This window comes from Micromonospora sp. CA-240977, from assembly GCF_050942285.1.
Lineage (GTDB): Bacteria > Actinomycetota > Actinomycetes > Mycobacteriales > Micromonosporaceae > Micromonospora.
This window is the reverse complement of record NZ_CP192055.1, coordinates 3,081,541-3,096,694: the sequence shown is the minus strand read 5'-3', so window position 1 is coordinate 3,096,694 and position 15,154 is coordinate 3,081,541. Positions and strand designations below refer to the sequence as shown.

Below are 15,154 nucleotides of genomic sequence, written 5' to 3'. Positions count from 1 at the left end.
TCGTCAACGACAGCTCAGGGTGCTCACCAGGAGGTGTGCCGCCGGATCCGGGCCTTCGTGCCCGCCGCCGTTGCCGTCGAGGGCGGTGAGCTGGGCGCGAATCTGTTCGGCCTCGGGCATGTCGAGGTCGGTGTAGAGGGTGAGCGCCCGGCGGAAGTGGTCACGGGCGGAGGTGGGGGCTCCGAGAGCGCGGTGGGCGTGACCGAGTCCGGCGTGGGTACGGGCGTGCTCGTGATACGCGCCGATCTCGACAGCGATCGCGTGTGCCGCGCTGTGGTGGGCGAGAGCGGCATCGACGTCGCCCGTGACGCGAACGGCCTCGGCGATTCCGTTGAGCGCGCTGGCCTCCCCGTACCGTTCGCCGGTCTCGCGGAAGATGTCCAGCGACTGCTGGTGGTGGCAGCTGACCTGACCGAGACGGGTGTGTAGCGTGCCGAGGCTGTTCAGCGTCCAGGCCTCACCCGTGTGATTGCCGAGTTGGCGGTACATCGCCAGGGCCCGCTCCAGGTGGACCACTGCGGCGCTGTGCCGACCCAGCCGTATCTCGATGTCGCCGAGGGTGTTCAGCGTCCAGGCTTCACCGGTACGACCGCCGAGTCGCTGGAACAGGATCAGGGATCGTTGCGCGTGCCTGGCGGCCAGCGCGTACTGACCCAGTTGCGCCTCGACCTCACCGAGGTTGTTCAACGCGTGTGCCTCCCCGGCCTGGTGGCCGGCCTGCCGGAACAGGGCCAGGGCCCGGCCGTAGCTGGTGACGGCGGGCCGGTTGCGGCCGAGCTGCGACTCGATGACACCGAGGTTGACAAGCGCGCGGGCTTCGCCGACGTGGTCGCCGATTCGTCGGAACAGGGTCCGGCCCTGCTGGAGGTGCTCGGTGGCCGGCCCGTATCGGCCGAGCTGCGCGTACGTGGCGCCGAGGCTTGTCGAGGCATGGGCTTCGCCGGCGGCGTCCCTGGCCCGGCGAGCGGCGCTCCGCGCGTGCTCGTGGATGGCCAGGGCGTCGGTGGGATACCCCCCGTGCAGGTACTGGAACAGGCTGGCCGACAGCCGGGTGCTGTGCGAGGGCCAGCCGTGGGCGGCGGTGTGCGCGGCGACGGCGACCAGCGCCGGGCGTTCGGTGTCCAGCCAGCCGCGGGCGGTGTCCGAGTCGAGCGGAGTCGCCACCGTGACACCACCGGAGGGCTCCTCGCGGTGCGACCCGGCCGGATACAGGACGTCCATGGCAGCGGCGCTGGTGGCCACGTAGTAGTCGAACAGCCGGGTCAGCGCCGCCCGCCGTTCGGGTGGCGGGTCTTCGTCGCCGCACCGGCTGGCGGCGTACGCGCGAATGAGGTCGTGCAGGGCGTACCGGCCAGGGGTGGCCTGTTTCAGCAGGTGATCCCGGTGCAGGTGGCGCAGGTGGACCTCCGCGTCGGACACGGAGACGCCGGTGAGGGCAGCGACGGCCGGCGCGTCGAAATCATCGCCGGGATGCTCCGCCACGAAGCGCAGCAGCCGACGCCGGTCGGTGGGCAGGTCCCGGTAGGAGAGATCGAAGGCGAGTTCCACGCTGAGGTCGAGGCGCTGCTGGCGGTGACGCTCGTCGAGCCGGTCGGCATGGTCGGTCAACGTCCAGCCGGAGGTGCTTCTGAGGTGGGCGTTGACCAGCCCGAGCGCGAGGGGGAGGTGACCGCACCGCTGCGCGATCCGGGCCATCGCGTTCGGGTCTGAGCCGCCGGGGAGCGGCGCCCCGCCCACGGCGAGCAGGGCAGCCGACTCGTCCGGGGTGAACAGGTCCACGGTGAGCGGGGTGGCGTGCGGCAACTCGCTGAGGTCGCGCCGGCTCGTGATCAGCACCGGGCAGCCCGGAGTGTCGGGCAGCAGCGGGCGGGCCTGTTCGGCGTCGCTGGCGTTGTCCAGCACCACAAGGGTGCGGGTGCCCGCCAGGAGGCGGCGGTAGGTGGCGATCCGGGCGGGCAGGTCGTAGGGGATCTGCTGACCGGCGACGCCGAGCAGGCGCAGGAAGCCCTCCAGGACCGAGGCTGGATCGGCCGGCGGTTGATTGGGGTCCGGGTGGAACCCGCGAAGGTTGACGAACAGGATCCGGTCGAACGGCTTTCCGCGGTGCACGGCGTGCGCGGCGTGGGCGGCGAGTTGGGTCTTGCCGACGCCCGCCATCCCCTGGATCGCCAGCACGACCCGGGCACCGTCCACGTCGGCCCTGCGTAGCTCCTGTCGGATCCGGTTCAGCGCGGCGGTACGACCGACGAAGTCGGCCAGGTCCTGCGGCAGGTTGTCCTGGACGCGCACCTGCGACGCGGCCCGGGCTTCCCCGCCGACGACCCGAAGCGCCTGCCGCCACTGCGCCGCGTACCCGACGTCTGGATGCAGCGCTTCGACAACGGCGATCACCAGGTCCGTGTTGAGCCGCCGTCGGCCGCCCTTGAAACAGTCGGCGACCGTCGTTCTCCGGGCAATCACGCCGGGTCGGCCGGTGGCCTTCCAGGCCGCGTTGATCCGATTCTTGATCGTGTCGTAGGACGGGTCACCGGCCCAGACCTTCAGGGTCCGTAGTCGTTGCGCCACCTCGTCCAGGGAGTCGGCCCGTCCGGGATCCGGCGGCGCCACCCCGCTTCCACTCGAAAGCGACTCGGTCACGGCAGCTCCTGGACGGTCTCATCTCGGATTTCTGCTCCTACTAGACCCCTGCCGTCGGGCAGCGTCACCGGATCTGTCCTTGATCCGCCGGGACACCGCGCGCACAAGTGGTGACCGTCCGGAGTCGTCCGGAATCCAACCACGGTCCGGCGGCTCGCCACACACTTCACCGAGGTGCTGGTCCGGGCGCCGGCGGCCTGCGCCGGTCGCGGTCGGACCAGCCTGCAACTCCGGGAGGGAGGTGTCGCCATGAAGATCCAGATCCGTCGTCTCGAGAAGATCGAGACCACTGTCATCTGCGCTTGCAGCCCCTGCACGGACTGCTGACCCGACTGTCCTGGCCACCGCCCGGACGGGCGGTGGCCAGGACCGCCACGACGACGAGGGGGCGACGGTCGACCCCACCAGGAACCGAAGGAGCGAGTACGGATGAGGCGACCCCGTATCAAGAGCGTGTTTCCACCCATCCCGCTGGGCGACGGCCGCATCCGCATCGGCGGTGGCGACTACGGCATCGCCTCGGAGATGGTCGACGACGAGCACGGCAACACCTGGCGCCTGTTGAGCCTGCTGGACGGTACGCGCACCCGGCCCGAGCTGGCGGACGCGATGGCCGAGCACGATCCGAACATCACCGCCGCCGACGTCGACGACTCCGTCGACGCGCTGATCGGCATGGGCTTCGTGGAGGACGCCGCCGTACCCCCGCCGGCCCGGCTGCCGGCGGTGGAACGCGAGCGGTACCGGCGCAACCTGGAGTTCTTCTCCTACTTCCACAAGCCGCCGCTGACCGCTGCCGACTTCCAGCTCCGCCTGCGCGACGCCCGGGTGACGGTGCTGGGGATCGGCGGCCTCGGGTCCTACGTGGCGATGAGCCTGGCCGCCATCGGCGTCGGGGACATCCTGCTCGTCGACGACGACGACGTGGAGCTGATGAACCTCAACCGCCAGGTGCTCTACACCGACGCCGACGTCGGGCAGCCCAAGGTGGCCGCCGCCGTCCGCCGGCTCACCGAGATCAACCCGCACGTGCGGATCAGCGCGCGCAACGCGCGGGTCGACGGGGTGGAGGCCGCCCGCGCCTGCATGACCGGCCGAGACCTGGTGATCTGCGCCGCTGACCGGCCTCGACTCACGCTCTACCAGTGGCTGAACGAGGCGGCGCTGCGGGAGGGCACCGCCTGGATGCGCGGTTCCAACGACGGCCTCACGGTCAGCCTCTTCCTGCACGTGCCCTACCAGACCGCCTGCTTCCAGTGCGTCGAGCAGGACGCCGCGGCCAACCACCCGGAGTACGCGCCGATGGCCGAGTACGTGGTCGGGGTGATCGGCGACCGGACCATCAACCCGTGCAACGCGCCGATGGCCGGGATGATCGGCAACCTGGCCGCCCTGGAGGCCGTCAAGCACCTCACCGGCATGGCGGAACCGGTCATTACCGGCCGGAAGCTCGTCGTCGACGTGCACCGGATGGAGACGCAGTTCGCCGAGGGCACACTGCTCGACGACTGCGCCGCCTGCGGCCCGGACGGCCGGGTCCCCCGCCCCGGCGGCCAGCGGGCCACCGTCGCGTCCGGGTCCGCGACGTGACAAGCACGCTCGCCGACACCACTGTCGTCCGGTTGCATCCGCTGCACATCGGCGAGAGCGAGGACGGTGTGTGCGAGGTCGGCCGGGTCGACACCGGCGACTTCGTCGAGCTGCCGGCCGAGGGCGTCGACCTCGTCCGGTGGCTCGGTGAGGGACTGCCGCTCGGCGAGGTCCGCCGGCGGTTCGCCGACCGGTACGGCACCGAGCCGGACCTCGACGACTTCCTCGACGGCATCGCGTCCTGCGGCTTCCTGCGGGTGGACGCCGCGACGGGCGACGGAGGCGCACCGGCGACCGGGGTGGGCGCCGCACCGGCCGCCGGCGCCGAGGTGTCCCGCCGGGGAGTGGCGGTGCTGGCGAACCTGCCGCCGCACCGGGTCTCCTGGCTGCTCGCGCCGCCGATGCGGCCGCTCTACGTCGGCGGCTGGCTCACCGTGCCGTTGCTGCTGGCGTTCGTTCCCTCGCTGCGACCCACCCCGGCCGACGCGTTCCTGCTGGACGGGGTGCTGGCCAACGCACTGGTCGTAGCGATGGTGGCCTGGATCCTGGTGCTGCTGCACGAGTTGGCGCACGCGGCCACCGTGCGGGCGTTGGGTGTCACCGGACGGCTCTCCATCAGCCGACGGCTGTGGTTCCTGGTCGCGCAGACGGAGATGTCCGCCGTCCGGTCCGTGCCCAGGCGCCGCCGTTACGCCCCGTACCTGGCCGGGCTGACCTGGGACCTGTTGCTCATGTCGGCCTGCCTGCTGCTGCAACTCGCCGGTGTGCACGAGCGGCTGGTGCGCGGCGTCGTCTACACGCTCACGCTGTCGGTGGTCTACCAGTTCCTGGTGTTCATGCGCACCGACATCTACTACGTCCTGGGCAACTGGCTGCGCCTCGGCGACCTGATGGGTGACACCCGGCGGTGGCTGGCCAACCAACTGCGGCGGATGGTCGGCCGCGACCGGGCGCACGACCTCGGCGGGGTGCCGGCCCGGGAACTGGGGATCATCCGCTGGTACGCGCCGTTCTACCTGCTGGGCTCGCTCGCCGTGACCGCGGCGCTGCTGGCCCTCACGGTGCCCGCCATGGTGACGATGGTCCGGCTGGCCATCGACGGACTCGACGCTCCGGTCGACGGACTCGCCTTCTGGAACGGCGTCGGCTTCCTCGCGCTCGTCGCCCTGCAACTCGCCACCTTCGGCTGGGTCCTCGTCACCGAACGGCGTGCCACCACCTGATCGGCTCGTCCACCGCAATGCCCGTCACCAGGAAGTGAGGACGCCTCCCGTGCCGCTGACCGCGCCGCACCGACTGCTGGCCGCCCTACTGACGCCGGCCCTGGCCACCGGACCGGTCGCCGCCGTGGCCCCACCGGCGGCGACCGCCGACGGGCCGGTCCGGGCCGTCATCGTCGTCCTCGCCGACCAGCACGACACCGCTGCCGGGCAACGGCTCGCCGACCGGGCCGCCCGGATCACCGCCGACCAGCAACCGATGGTCACCGACCTGCGCCGCGTCGGCGCCACCCGGGTGACACCCCTGCGCCTGGTGAACGCCATCGCCACGACGCTGCCGGAGCGGGCCGCCGCGGAGCTGGCGACCCGACCCGGGGTACGAGCCGTCCTGCCCGACACCCCGCTTCGACTGCGCCAACCGGTCGCCCCGAGCCGGCCCGCAGCACCGGCCGGCGGGGCCCCGACGGGTGACCGCGCCTGCGCCGGGCCGGACCAACCGCCGCTTACCGAACCGGAAGGGCTGGCGTTGACGCGTACCGTCGGGTCGGCCCAGGGGCCCGGTGCCCACGACCTGGCCGACGGGTCCGGGGTGCGGGTCGGCGTGCTCGGCGGGGCGATCGATCCGGCGGCGGCCGAGTTCGTCCGCGACGGGCGGTCGGTGGTGGCCGGCTACGCCGACTTCACCGGCGACGGCCTCGACGCCCCCTCGTACATCCTGGAGTCCTTCGGCGACGCCAGCGTCGTGGCGGCCCAGGGCGTCGGCGTCTACGACGCCGGGCGGTACGCGCATCCGGCGCACCGCCCCGACGGACCGTGCCCGATGCGCATCCTCGGCGTCGCACCGGCCGCCACCGTGCACGTCGCCAAGGTCTTCAGCAACGTCGCGGCGCCCACGTCGGTTGTCCTCCAGGGCATCGAGTGGGCGGTGCTCCACGAACGCGTCGACGTGCTGAACGAGTCGTTGGTCGGCTTCGGCTATCCGGACACGGCCGCCAACGCCCTGCGGCTGGCCAACGACGCGGCCGTCGCGGCCGGAGTGACGGTGGTGGTGGCCACCGGGGACGCCGGGCCGGACGGAACCCTTGGTTCGCCGGCGAGCGACCCCGACGTCATCGCCGTGGGCGCGAGCACCCAACTGCGCGCGTACGGCCAGCTCGGGTACGGCGGGTCGCCGCTCGGCGACGGTGGCCACCGGTCCGACTCGGTGTCCGCGTTGAGCTCCGGCGGCACCGCGCAGGCCGAACCCCGCACCGTCGACCTCGTGGCGCCCGGCGACACCGGGTGGGCGGCCTGCTCGACCGACACCGCGCGCTACCAGAGCTGCGTCTCCTTCTTCGACGGCGGCACCCCCAGCCCGTTCTTCCTGTTCGGCGGCACCAGCGCGGCGGCGCCGTTCGTGGCCGGAGCGGCGGCGCTGGTGATCCAGACCGTACGCCGGCACACCGGCGGCACACCGACCCCCGAGCAGGTCAAACGCATCCTCATGAGCTCCGCGACCGACCTGCGGCAGCCGGCCGACCAGCAGGGAGCCGGGCGGGTGGACACCCTCGCCGCGGTGCGGCTGGCCGCCGCCCTGACCGACCACCCGGACTCCGCCGCCCCTACCGGGTCCGCTGGTCGGCCGGCCTCGCGGGACGCGGCGGGGCTGCTTGTCGCCACCTCGACGGCGAGCGTCACCGGCGCGGCGGGGCGGGTCACGCCGGTGGCGGTGCACCTCACCAATCCGAGCGGCCACGCCCGTCGCGTCACCGTCGGCCTGCGGTCCACCGCGCCGGCCCGCAGCCTCGCCGCCGGCCAGGTGACGCCGGTCGCGGGGACGGGCACGGCCTTCGCCGACTCCGACGGCGTACCGGCGAACGCCCGCCGGGTGCCGGTCGCCGTGCCCGGCGGGACCGATCAGCTCCACGCCGCGGTGGCCTGGGATCCCCGGTCGCATACCGCGCCGGTGGCGGTGAGCGTCTTCGATCCCGCCGGTCGGCTCGCCGGTTACTCGCTACCGCTGGGCAACGGCGGGTACGGGCGGGTGACGGTGGCCCGGCCGTCGCCGGGCCGCTGGACCGTGGCGATCTGGACCCGCGACGACGGCTCACCACCGGTGGGTACGGTTCGCTACGACGTCACCGCGCTGCGACTGACCACGCGCAACGGCCCCTCGGTCGTCGTGCCGCCCGGCGCCACGCGGACCGCCCGGTTGCCGGTCCGCCTGCCGACCACTGCCGGTGACTCCTCGCCCGCCGTGACCGTCGTCGCCGGCGCGACGACCTACGCGGCGCTGCCGTTGGGGCTGCGGGCGCTGGTGCCGAACGGTCCCTCCGGCGGCAGCTTCGCCGGCACCTTCTCCGGCGGCAACGGCGCCCTCGCCGGATGGGCGCTGCTCGGGCAACGGCGCAGCTTCCAGCTCGACGTACCAGCCGGAAAGCCGGCGCTGGCCGTCTCGGTGCGGGCCGGCGACGACCCGGGGCTGGAGGTCTGGGGCCTGCTCGTCGACCCGGCCGGGATGCCGCTCGCGGCCAGCAGCTCGCGCTCCGCAGGGACCACTGCGCCGCCCCGGTTGGATCTGGTGCGGCGTGCCCCGCAGCCAGGTCGATGGACAGTGGTACTGGTGCTCACCGCGCCGACCGCCACTGTCCGGACCAGCCAGCCGTTCCACGGCCGGGTGGGATTCGCCCCGGCGTCGGTGGTGGCGACCGGTGTGCCGGCGGGTGCCGTGCTGCCGGCGGGCCGTCCGGCCGAAGCCACCCTCACCATCACCAACACCGGTACGGCACCGGCGTCGTACCTCGTGGACGGCCGGCTGGACGCCCTGGGCGAGGTGCCGCTGCGGCCGGTGGCGTCCGCCACGTACCAGACACCGGTGTCCGCTGTCGACGTCTACCCGCGCTTCGCGGTACCGACCGGCACGACCCGGCTGCGGATGTCGGCGGACTCGGCGGTGCCGCACGTGCTGGACACCCAGCCGTACGGCGAGAACGGTTACTACGTCGGTGACCCGGACCTGGCCGGAACCGCCGGCCAGCGCTCGGAGGTGGTCGTCTCGTCGGCGGAGGTGTCGGCAACGACCTGGATCTGTAACGCCAACCGGGCCGGCCCGTTCGGTGGCGCGCCCCAGCCGCCGGCCCGGGTGGACTGCGCGGCGAACGCCCTGACCCGACTCCTCGACCGCCGGATCACGTCGTCCACCGGCAGTTACTGGCGGCGGGTGGTCGAAGGGTCGACCGAGCCAGCCACGCCGCTGACGCTGGCGCCGGGGCAGAGCGGCCGGGTCACAGTGCTCTTCGGCGCGGGCGAGCCGGTGGGAGGACCGGTCACCGGGTCGCTGATGGTGACCGCCCTCGACGCACGCACCGGATTCGGTACGGAGGTCGCCGCGGTGCCGTACTCGTACACGGTGCTGTCGACTGCGGTGCCGGGAGCGCGTATGGTCCCGGATCCATGAAGGCACTGATCTCGGTGGACCTGGAGGGGATCTCGGGGATCGTGCATTCCACCGAGACGAATCCGGATCGGTACGACTACGAACGCGGCCGCGCCCTGATGACGGCCGAGGCCAACGCGGTGATCGCTGGTGTCTTCGACGCCGAACCCGACGCCGTGGTGTGGGTCGCCGACGCACACGGGACGTTCCGGAACCTCCTGCCGGAGGACCTCGACCGGCGTGCTCAGCTCGTGCGGGGCAAACCCCGCCCGCTGGGCATGCTCGCCGGGCTGGATGAACAGACCGATGCCGTCCTGTTCGTCGGCTATCACGCTCGGGCCGGCGCCGGGCCCGCCGTGCTGGCGCACACGATCAGCGACGCCATCCTCGACGTGCGGATGGACGGGCGGTCACTGGGTGAGATCGGGCCTCAACGTCGCCATGGCGGGACACCTGAACGTGCCTGTGGTTCTGCTCAGCGGGGACGACGCCGCCTGCACGGAATTCAGTGAGCTGGTGCCCTCGGCGGTCACCGTCGCCGTCAAGCAGACAGTGGGTCAGACCGCCGCGGTGGCCCTCCACCCGCAGGAGGCGCGGGAGCGGCTGCGCCGCGCTGCCGCCGAGGCGGTCACCCGGCGCGCGTCGATTCCCCCGCCGGAGACGACCGGGCCGGTGGACGTCGAGATCGACCTGCACAACCCCTACATGGTCGACCTCGCGGTCCTGGTGCCGGGGGTGACTCGCACGGGTGGCGGCCGGACAATCGCCTTCCACGCCACCGACGTCGCCGAGGCGTATCGGCTGGTTCAGCTGCTCGTCCAACTCGCCAGCGTCAAGCCCGGCTAGGCCCGACGCCACCCTCCCGTCGGTGCCGCCGGCCGATGTCGCGCGCCGGCCGGGAGCCGGTGACGGCGGCCCGCGTCGCGGGCCGCCGTCCTCCCGGCGAACGCCCTCAGCAGCCGAGCCTCCTGGTGGAGAGGGCGATGTCGTCGATCCAGAGGTCGAATTCACCAGGTGTGGTACCGCCCTGGTAGAGCTGCCAGCCGACCTTCACCGTGTTCACCGTCGGCAGGACGAAGGGCACGTCGTTGCCGCCGTGCTCGGTCGTGGAGGCGGTCAGCTCCGGGTTCGCCACGCCGTCGATCCACACCGCGACCCGGTTGTCCGTCGGGTCGAGTTTCCACTCGAAGCACTGCCAGGTGTCCTCCGTGACCGGTGCGGACTCGCGCCAGTTGGTCCAGTCGCCGGTCGGGCCGCCGTCGGCGCCCACACCCCAGAAGGTGCCGGGGACCGTTGGCGCGTACTGACCGCCGACGGGACGGACGACCTCCGCACTGCCGGTGCCGGTCGCCTCCACAAGTGTGAAGTGCGCCCAGTCGGGGGCGGTGGGGAAGGCGTCGACGCGCAGCCGCATCCGGCCGTAGAAGCGGTTGCCCGGCGCGGCGAAATCATCGACGCGCAGGAAGGCGCGCCCGTTGTCCACAGTGTGGATGTGCAGCACCTGGTTGCCGTGGCGGGCACGCTCGACGGTGAGCGTGCCGTTGCGCGTGTCGACGCCCCAGTCCAGCGTGCTGGCCCCGCCAGTCGGCAACCGCTCGAAGTCTTCGCAGAAGAGCAGGCCACGGTTACAGGAGCGGGCGGAGGCACCGGACGCGACGGCCGGGACGCTGCCGGCAGTGGTGCCGAGGATCAGGGCGGCGGTGCACACCGCGAGGAAACGGCGCATGGTCATCCTCCATGACGTCAGGCCCCTCCCGTGCGGGCAGGGGCCGGAGTACCTTCCCCGGACATCGCGATCGCTGCGTACCACGTCGCCGATCTCGACATGGCGAAGGGCGAGCGTCTCGGTGTCGTGGAAGTACGGGGCCGGGCGCGTACGACGGACGCCTGCCCGTCGTCGTGACGGTGGCCCGGCGATGCGGCGCGTCCGCCGACGTGGCGCGACGCTGGCACTGCGCTGCTCCCGTGCTGCCCGTTTCCAGCACGGTTGCCCCCGTGCTGCGGCGCGATGTGAGCCATTCCAGCACACCCGCAGTCGATCCAGCAATATCGACTGGCGCGTCACCCGGCCAGTCCACCGCCTCGCTCGGGGCCCGGGATCAGAAGGTGGCGATCGGGTTGACCGGGCTACCGGACGTACCGGCGAAGCGGACCGGCGCGACCGCCAGGTGGAAGTCCCACTGGCCGAGCTCGGCAGCCGTCGTCGCGCACGCCTCCAGGTCGCAGTTGTCCAGCAGCCACAGACCCATCGCGACGAGGCTCACGGCGTGAACCGGCATCAACACGTCTCCGTACCCCGACGGCTGAACGTCCTGGGGGGTGTCGGCGCCGATCAGCGCGACCTGCCGTTCGTGCAGCCACGGCAGGCAGGACGCATGCCAACCGGCCTGCGTGAGACCGATGGCCGCACCGGTCTCGTGCCGGAAGCGGCCGAAGCCGGTGCGCAGGAGCACCGCGTCGCCGGGTCGCACCCGCACACCCTGGCGGCGCTCGGCTGCCTCCAGATCCTCGGGAAACACGCCCTCCCCCGGCTCCAACCACTGCACACCGCGGACCCCCGCGACGTCCAGCAGGACACCACGCGTGACGATCCCGTTCGCGGCGGCCGTGACGGCCGCCCACGCCGATCCCGTCTCGGCGTCGACCAACGAGTGCGGCCGCCCGTTGTACATCGCGCCGTCCCAGTAGAGGTGGCACGGCGAATCGACGTGGGTGAGGGTGTTGCCGTGGAACGTGATGCCGAGCCGCTCAGACGAGAACCCCCACCGCCGGTCGGCGTGGAAGGCGGGCACCGGGATGTTCTCGGCACCCGGCATGTCGGCGGCGCACGGGCACGTCGTCGTCGCCCGTTCCATGTCCTGCGGTACGGCGATCTCCCACGCGCACGACACGCTCCTACCGTGCCGCACCGCCCGCGCCGCCGCCAGCCGGACGTCGTCGGTGATGTGGTTCAGCGTCCCGCGCTCGTCATCGTCGCCCCACCGTCCCCAGTTCGACAGCGTGTCGAAGTATCCGAGCACGTCGTCCTGGGTGGGCAGTGATCGCCCTGCCGTCATCTGGGCACCGACTCCTCCGGTCACGCGGCCGAGGTGCCGCCGGCAGCGGCGTCCCGCCCTCCGTCGATCTACCAAGGGCCTGCTGAACTGGCATGACAGTACATCAGGGGGCCAGCGGCAGGCCGCCCGGAAGGTCGGGTGCGACAACCGCTGGCGCGGTGGCAGCGAGGGCGGTCAGCGGCCCGCCGTTCCGAGCCGGACGGTGAGGTCTTCCTCGGCCGCGAGCACAGCACCGTCGAACTCCAGTCGTGCGGCGGCGACCGCAGCTGCCCGGTCATTGCCCGGCCAGAAGTGGGTGAGCATCAGTCGGCGGGCGCCCGCCCGGCGAGCCCAGTGACCGGCCTCGGTGGAGGTCATCAGATTGCGGGTGGGTTGGCTGGTCTCGCCGTCGCGGTCGGTGGCCTCGACGATGAACAGGTCGGCGTCACGGCCGAGTTCGGCAAGCACCGGGGTCGGTCCGGTGTCCCCGGAGTAGGCCACGACCAGCCCGTCAGCCGCCAGGCGGACGCCCACGTTGGGCACGTAGTGCGGGAGCGACAGTCCGATCAGGTCGAACGGTCCCACCCGGTAGGCGCCGGGCAGCGGATGCAGGTCGAAGACCGCGGACAGGTCGGCGTCCGGCTCCAGGCCGCTGATCCGGTCGAGCACCCCGGGCGGGCAGTACAACGGCAGGCGTGGTCCACCGACGCCGCCGTAGAGCCGCATCCGGAACAGCCCGTGCAGGTCGATGCAGTGATCGGGATGTTCGTGGGTGATGACGACAGCGTCGACCGCACCATCCGGCCAGTGCCCGAGCAGCCGCGGCAGCGTGGCGTAGCCAAGGTCGAGCACGAGGCGGTAGCCGTCCCAGTCCACAGCGAACCCGCTACAGGCGCGGCCCGGCTCGGGAAAGGCGCCAGAACTACCGAGTACGGTCACCTGTCGCATCCGCCCAGCATGCCCGACTGCCAGGCGTCTCTCCCGCCCCCGGGCCGGGGTTGGGAGTTCTACTCGGGCTTGACGCACCGACGTCCCATCACGCATGGTCGATTCATATCGACAGCTACGGATGTATCTCCAGGGGGAGGACTGATGAAGGCCCTTGTCACCACCGCCACGGTTGCAGCCCTGCTGCTCCTGACCACAGGCGGCGCGTCCTACGGACAGCCAGCGGCGGATGCGCCCTGCGCCGGGCAGATCCACCCGAACCCGGGCTTCGAGCACGGCACCACTGGCTGGACCGCCGGCCCCCGCATCGTCGTGTTCGGCGACGCGACCCGACCCGCACACACGGGTCTCGCCTACGCCACCTTCGCGGGACTGGACGTGACGCGTGGCGACCTGCTGCGCACCACCGTCACGGTGCCAGCCGACTGCAACCTGACGGTCCGCTTCTGGGTTCGGACCACCACCACGGAGACCACCCGCGGCGACTACCTGAACGTCGGGCTGGCGGTCACCGGGATACCCCCGAAGACGAGGTTCTCCCTGGCCTTCGACGGCGGGTCGCAATGGCGGGAGTACGCCATGTCGACAGGGACGGCGACGACCCAGCGCACCGCGACGGCCAGCTTCCTCGCCAGCGAGACGGCCGGCAACGGCGTCACGGCCTTCGACGTCGATGACGTGACGTTCACGTTGAGCTGACATCGCCTGGGGGTGATGCGGCACCTACATCGTCGCCGGCGGCGCGGATTTGAGATCGACCTTCACCAATGTATGGTGGAAACGCTCCCAGACCGCGTCCACCACCACCACCTGCTCGAGGAGCTGAACATGTCGCGACCTCGTCGTCGCCCGGCCACCATGCTGGCCGGGCTGCTCATTCTGGCCCTGTCAGCGCTCCTGTTGCCACCGGCGTCGGTGGCCAGCACCGCCGCGGCCGGCCCATCCCACACCCGCGCGGCACCACTCACTGAGCTGACAGTGGTATCCGAACAGGTGGCCTACGGTCTGCAGCGTCCGATCGCGATCACCGGACTGCCCGACGGCCGGATGCTGATCGCGGAGAAGGCCGGCACCGTCCGCGCCTACCACCCCGACACCGGCCTGGCCGCCGAGCCGGTGCTCGACCTGACCGCCCGGGTCGACACGTCGGACAACGAGCGCGGCCTGCTCGGCATCACCCCTGCGCCGAACTTCGCGCGGACCGGGATCCTCTATGTGGCCTACACGAGCCTGCCGGCCGGGACGCTGACCCTGGCGCGAGTGCCCATCAACGCTCCCGACCGGTTGCAGGTGCTGCTCACCCAGGAGCACGCCGAGTTCGGCAACCACAACGGCGGGCAGGTGGCCTTCGGTCGCGACGGCTACCTGTACTGGTCCACCGGCGACGGCGGCAACGCGAACGACCCGTTCAAGAGCGGCCAGAACCTGGGCACCCTGCTCGGCAAGATCGTGCGGATCGACGTCAACCGCTCCTGCGGGGGCAAGCCTTACTGCGTGCCCTACGACAACCCGTTCGTCCGCACGGCGGGCGCGCGGCCGGAGATCTGGGTCTACGGGCTGCGCAACCCGTGGAAGTTCTCCATCGACCCGGCCGACAACTCGCTGTGGATCGGCGACGTCGGCCAGGGCCTGATCGAGGAGATCAACCACATCCGCCCGTCGCAACGTGGCGCGAACCTTGGCTGGTCCTGCCGAGAGGGCACGCCGGTCTTCGACCAGACGCAGTGCCGGCCGGGCGTGCGGCTCACCGACCCGATCGTCGAGTACGACCACTACATGACGGAGAACTGCTCCATCATCGGCGGCCTGGTGTACCGGGGGTCCGTCACCCCGGAGGCGCGGGGGACCTACATCGCGAGCGACTACTGCTCGACCCGCGCGTTCGCCGTGCGTCCCACGTCCACGGGTGGCTACGAGTCCGCCGAGATCGGCACCTTCCCCACCCAGCCGACGGCGTTCGGCGCCGATGTGAACGGCGAGCTGTACGTGCTCAGTGACCTCCCGGGCTGGCTGAACAAGGTGCGGTTCGAGCGGGTCCAGCCAGCCGCTGGCGGCGGGGCGGCGAACCGCTGAGCAGCCCCACCGTACGACGCCGCCCCGGGTGCACGTCCACCACCCGGCCTGGGTGTCGGACCCCGAATGCTTCACGGCGTCGGGGGTGCCGGAGACGGTACGCACGCGAGCTGGCGGAGGGCTGCGGCCCTCCGCCAGCTGCTCGCCGGTACGCGGCCGCGGCCAGGTTGAGGATCGTGCCCGGTGCGGCAGGCCGCCGCACCGGGCTACTCGCTGAACGTCGTCACGGGAAGCGC

The 15,154-nt window shown here is 72.0% G+C and carries 11 protein-coding genes; 7 read left to right on the top strand and 4 right to left on the bottom strand.

Annotated elements, in window-relative coordinates; translation table 11 throughout:
• Positions 1 to 3 precede the first annotated feature (3 nt).
• Positions 4 to 2,637 (bottom strand): tetratricopeptide repeat protein, encoded by a 2,634-nt coding sequence (locus ACQPWW_RS14170; protein WP_433132819.1) that lies wholly within the window; start codon positions 2,635 to 2,637, stop codon positions 4 to 6.
• A gap of 429 nt (positions 2,638 to 3,066) precedes the next feature.
• Here ACQPWW_RS14170 and ACQPWW_RS14165 point away from each other — a divergent pair, with 429 nt between their 5' ends.
• From ACQPWW_RS14165 to ACQPWW_RS14145, 5 genes are read left to right on the top strand one after another with little or no spacing between them, the layout of a single operon-like run.
• Positions 3,067 to 4,227, top strand: a complete 1,161-nt coding sequence (locus ACQPWW_RS14165) for a HesA/MoeB/ThiF family protein (protein ID WP_433132817.1) — start codon at positions 3,067 to 3,069, stop codon at positions 4,225 to 4,227.
• Complete coding sequence (locus tag ACQPWW_RS14160) at positions 4,224 to 5,450, top strand: hypothetical protein (RefSeq protein ID WP_433132815.1); 1,227 nt, start codon at positions 4,224 to 4,226, stop codon at positions 5,448 to 5,450. The genes ACQPWW_RS14165 and ACQPWW_RS14160 overlap by 4 nt, the downstream gene beginning before the upstream one ends.
• Before the next feature lie 49 nt (positions 5,451 to 5,499).
• A complete protein-coding gene (locus tag ACQPWW_RS14155) occupies positions 5,500 to 8,883 on the top strand; it encodes a S8 family serine peptidase (RefSeq protein WP_433132813.1) in 3,384 nt (1,127 codons plus the stop codon).
• Entirely contained in the window at positions 8,880 to 9,374 is a 495-nt protein-coding gene (locus tag ACQPWW_RS14150) for a M55 family metallopeptidase (protein ID WP_433132811.1), read from the top strand. The genes ACQPWW_RS14155 and ACQPWW_RS14150 overlap by 4 nt, the downstream gene beginning before the upstream one ends.
• Positions 9,304 to 9,708: a M55 family metallopeptidase gene (locus tag ACQPWW_RS14145; RefSeq protein ID WP_433132809.1), complete on the top strand. Its 405-nt coding sequence runs from the start codon at positions 9,304 to 9,306 to the stop codon at positions 9,706 to 9,708. Before ACQPWW_RS14150 ends, ACQPWW_RS14145 begins: the two co-directional genes overlap by 71 nt.
• Before the next feature lie 106 nt (positions 9,709 to 9,814).
• Here the strand turns inward: ACQPWW_RS14145 and ACQPWW_RS14140 are convergent, their stop codons facing one another.
• From ACQPWW_RS14140 to ACQPWW_RS14130, 3 genes are all read right to left on the bottom strand, one after another.
• A complete protein-coding gene (locus ACQPWW_RS14140; RefSeq protein WP_433132807.1) occupies positions 9,815 to 10,588 on the bottom strand; it encodes a hypothetical protein in 774 nt (257 codons plus the stop codon).
• 373 nt (positions 10,589 to 10,961) lie between these two features.
• Positions 10,962 to 11,918, bottom strand: a complete 957-nt coding sequence (locus ACQPWW_RS14135; protein WP_433132805.1) for a cyclase family protein — start codon at positions 11,916 to 11,918, stop codon at positions 10,962 to 10,964.
• 174 nt (positions 11,919 to 12,092) lie between these two features.
• Positions 12,093 to 12,845: an MBL fold metallo-hydrolase gene (locus tag ACQPWW_RS14130; protein WP_433132803.1), complete on the bottom strand. Its 753-nt coding sequence runs from the start codon at positions 12,843 to 12,845 to the stop codon at positions 12,093 to 12,095.
• 144 nt (positions 12,846 to 12,989) lie between these two features.
• Here ACQPWW_RS14130 and ACQPWW_RS14125 point away from each other — a divergent pair, with 144 nt between their 5' ends.
• Together ACQPWW_RS14125 and ACQPWW_RS14120 are read left to right on the top strand one after the other, a co-directional pair.
• Positions 12,990 to 13,544 (top strand): hypothetical protein, encoded by a 555-nt coding sequence (locus tag ACQPWW_RS14125; RefSeq protein ID WP_433132801.1) that lies wholly within the window; start codon positions 12,990 to 12,992, stop codon positions 13,542 to 13,544.
• Positions 13,545 to 13,673: 129 nt separating this feature from the next.
• Positions 13,674 to 14,918, top strand: a complete 1,245-nt coding sequence (locus tag ACQPWW_RS14120) for a PQQ-dependent sugar dehydrogenase (protein ID WP_433132799.1) — start codon at positions 13,674 to 13,676, stop codon at positions 14,916 to 14,918.
• Positions 14,919 to 15,154: the final 236 nt, after the last annotated feature.

Coding starts and splice junctions, on each gene's coding strand:
- ACQPWW_RS14130 (WP_433132803.1), bottom strand. CDS start 12,845: ATGCGACAGGTGACCGTACTCGGTAGTTCTGGCGCCTTTCCCGAGCCG.
- ACQPWW_RS14140 (WP_433132807.1), bottom strand. CDS start 10,588: ATGCGCCGTTTCCTCGCGGTGTGCACCGCCGCCCTGATCCTCGGCACC.
- ACQPWW_RS14145 (WP_433132809.1), top strand. CDS start 9,304: ATGGCGGGACACCTGAACGTGCCTGTGGTTCTGCTCAGCGGGGACGAC.
- ACQPWW_RS14125 (WP_433132801.1), top strand. CDS start 12,990: ATGAAGGCCCTTGTCACCACCGCCACGGTTGCAGCCCTGCTGCTCCTG.
- ACQPWW_RS14135 (WP_433132805.1), bottom strand. CDS start 11,918: ATGACGGCAGGGCGATCACTGCCCACCCAGGACGACGTGCTCGGATAC.
- ACQPWW_RS14165 (WP_433132817.1), top strand. CDS start 3,067: ATGAGGCGACCCCGTATCAAGAGCGTGTTTCCACCCATCCCGCTGGGC.
- ACQPWW_RS14150 (WP_433132811.1), top strand. CDS start 8,880: ATGAAGGCACTGATCTCGGTGGACCTGGAGGGGATCTCGGGGATCGTG.
- ACQPWW_RS14120 (WP_433132799.1), top strand. CDS start 13,674: ATGTCGCGACCTCGTCGTCGCCCGGCCACCATGCTGGCCGGGCTGCTC.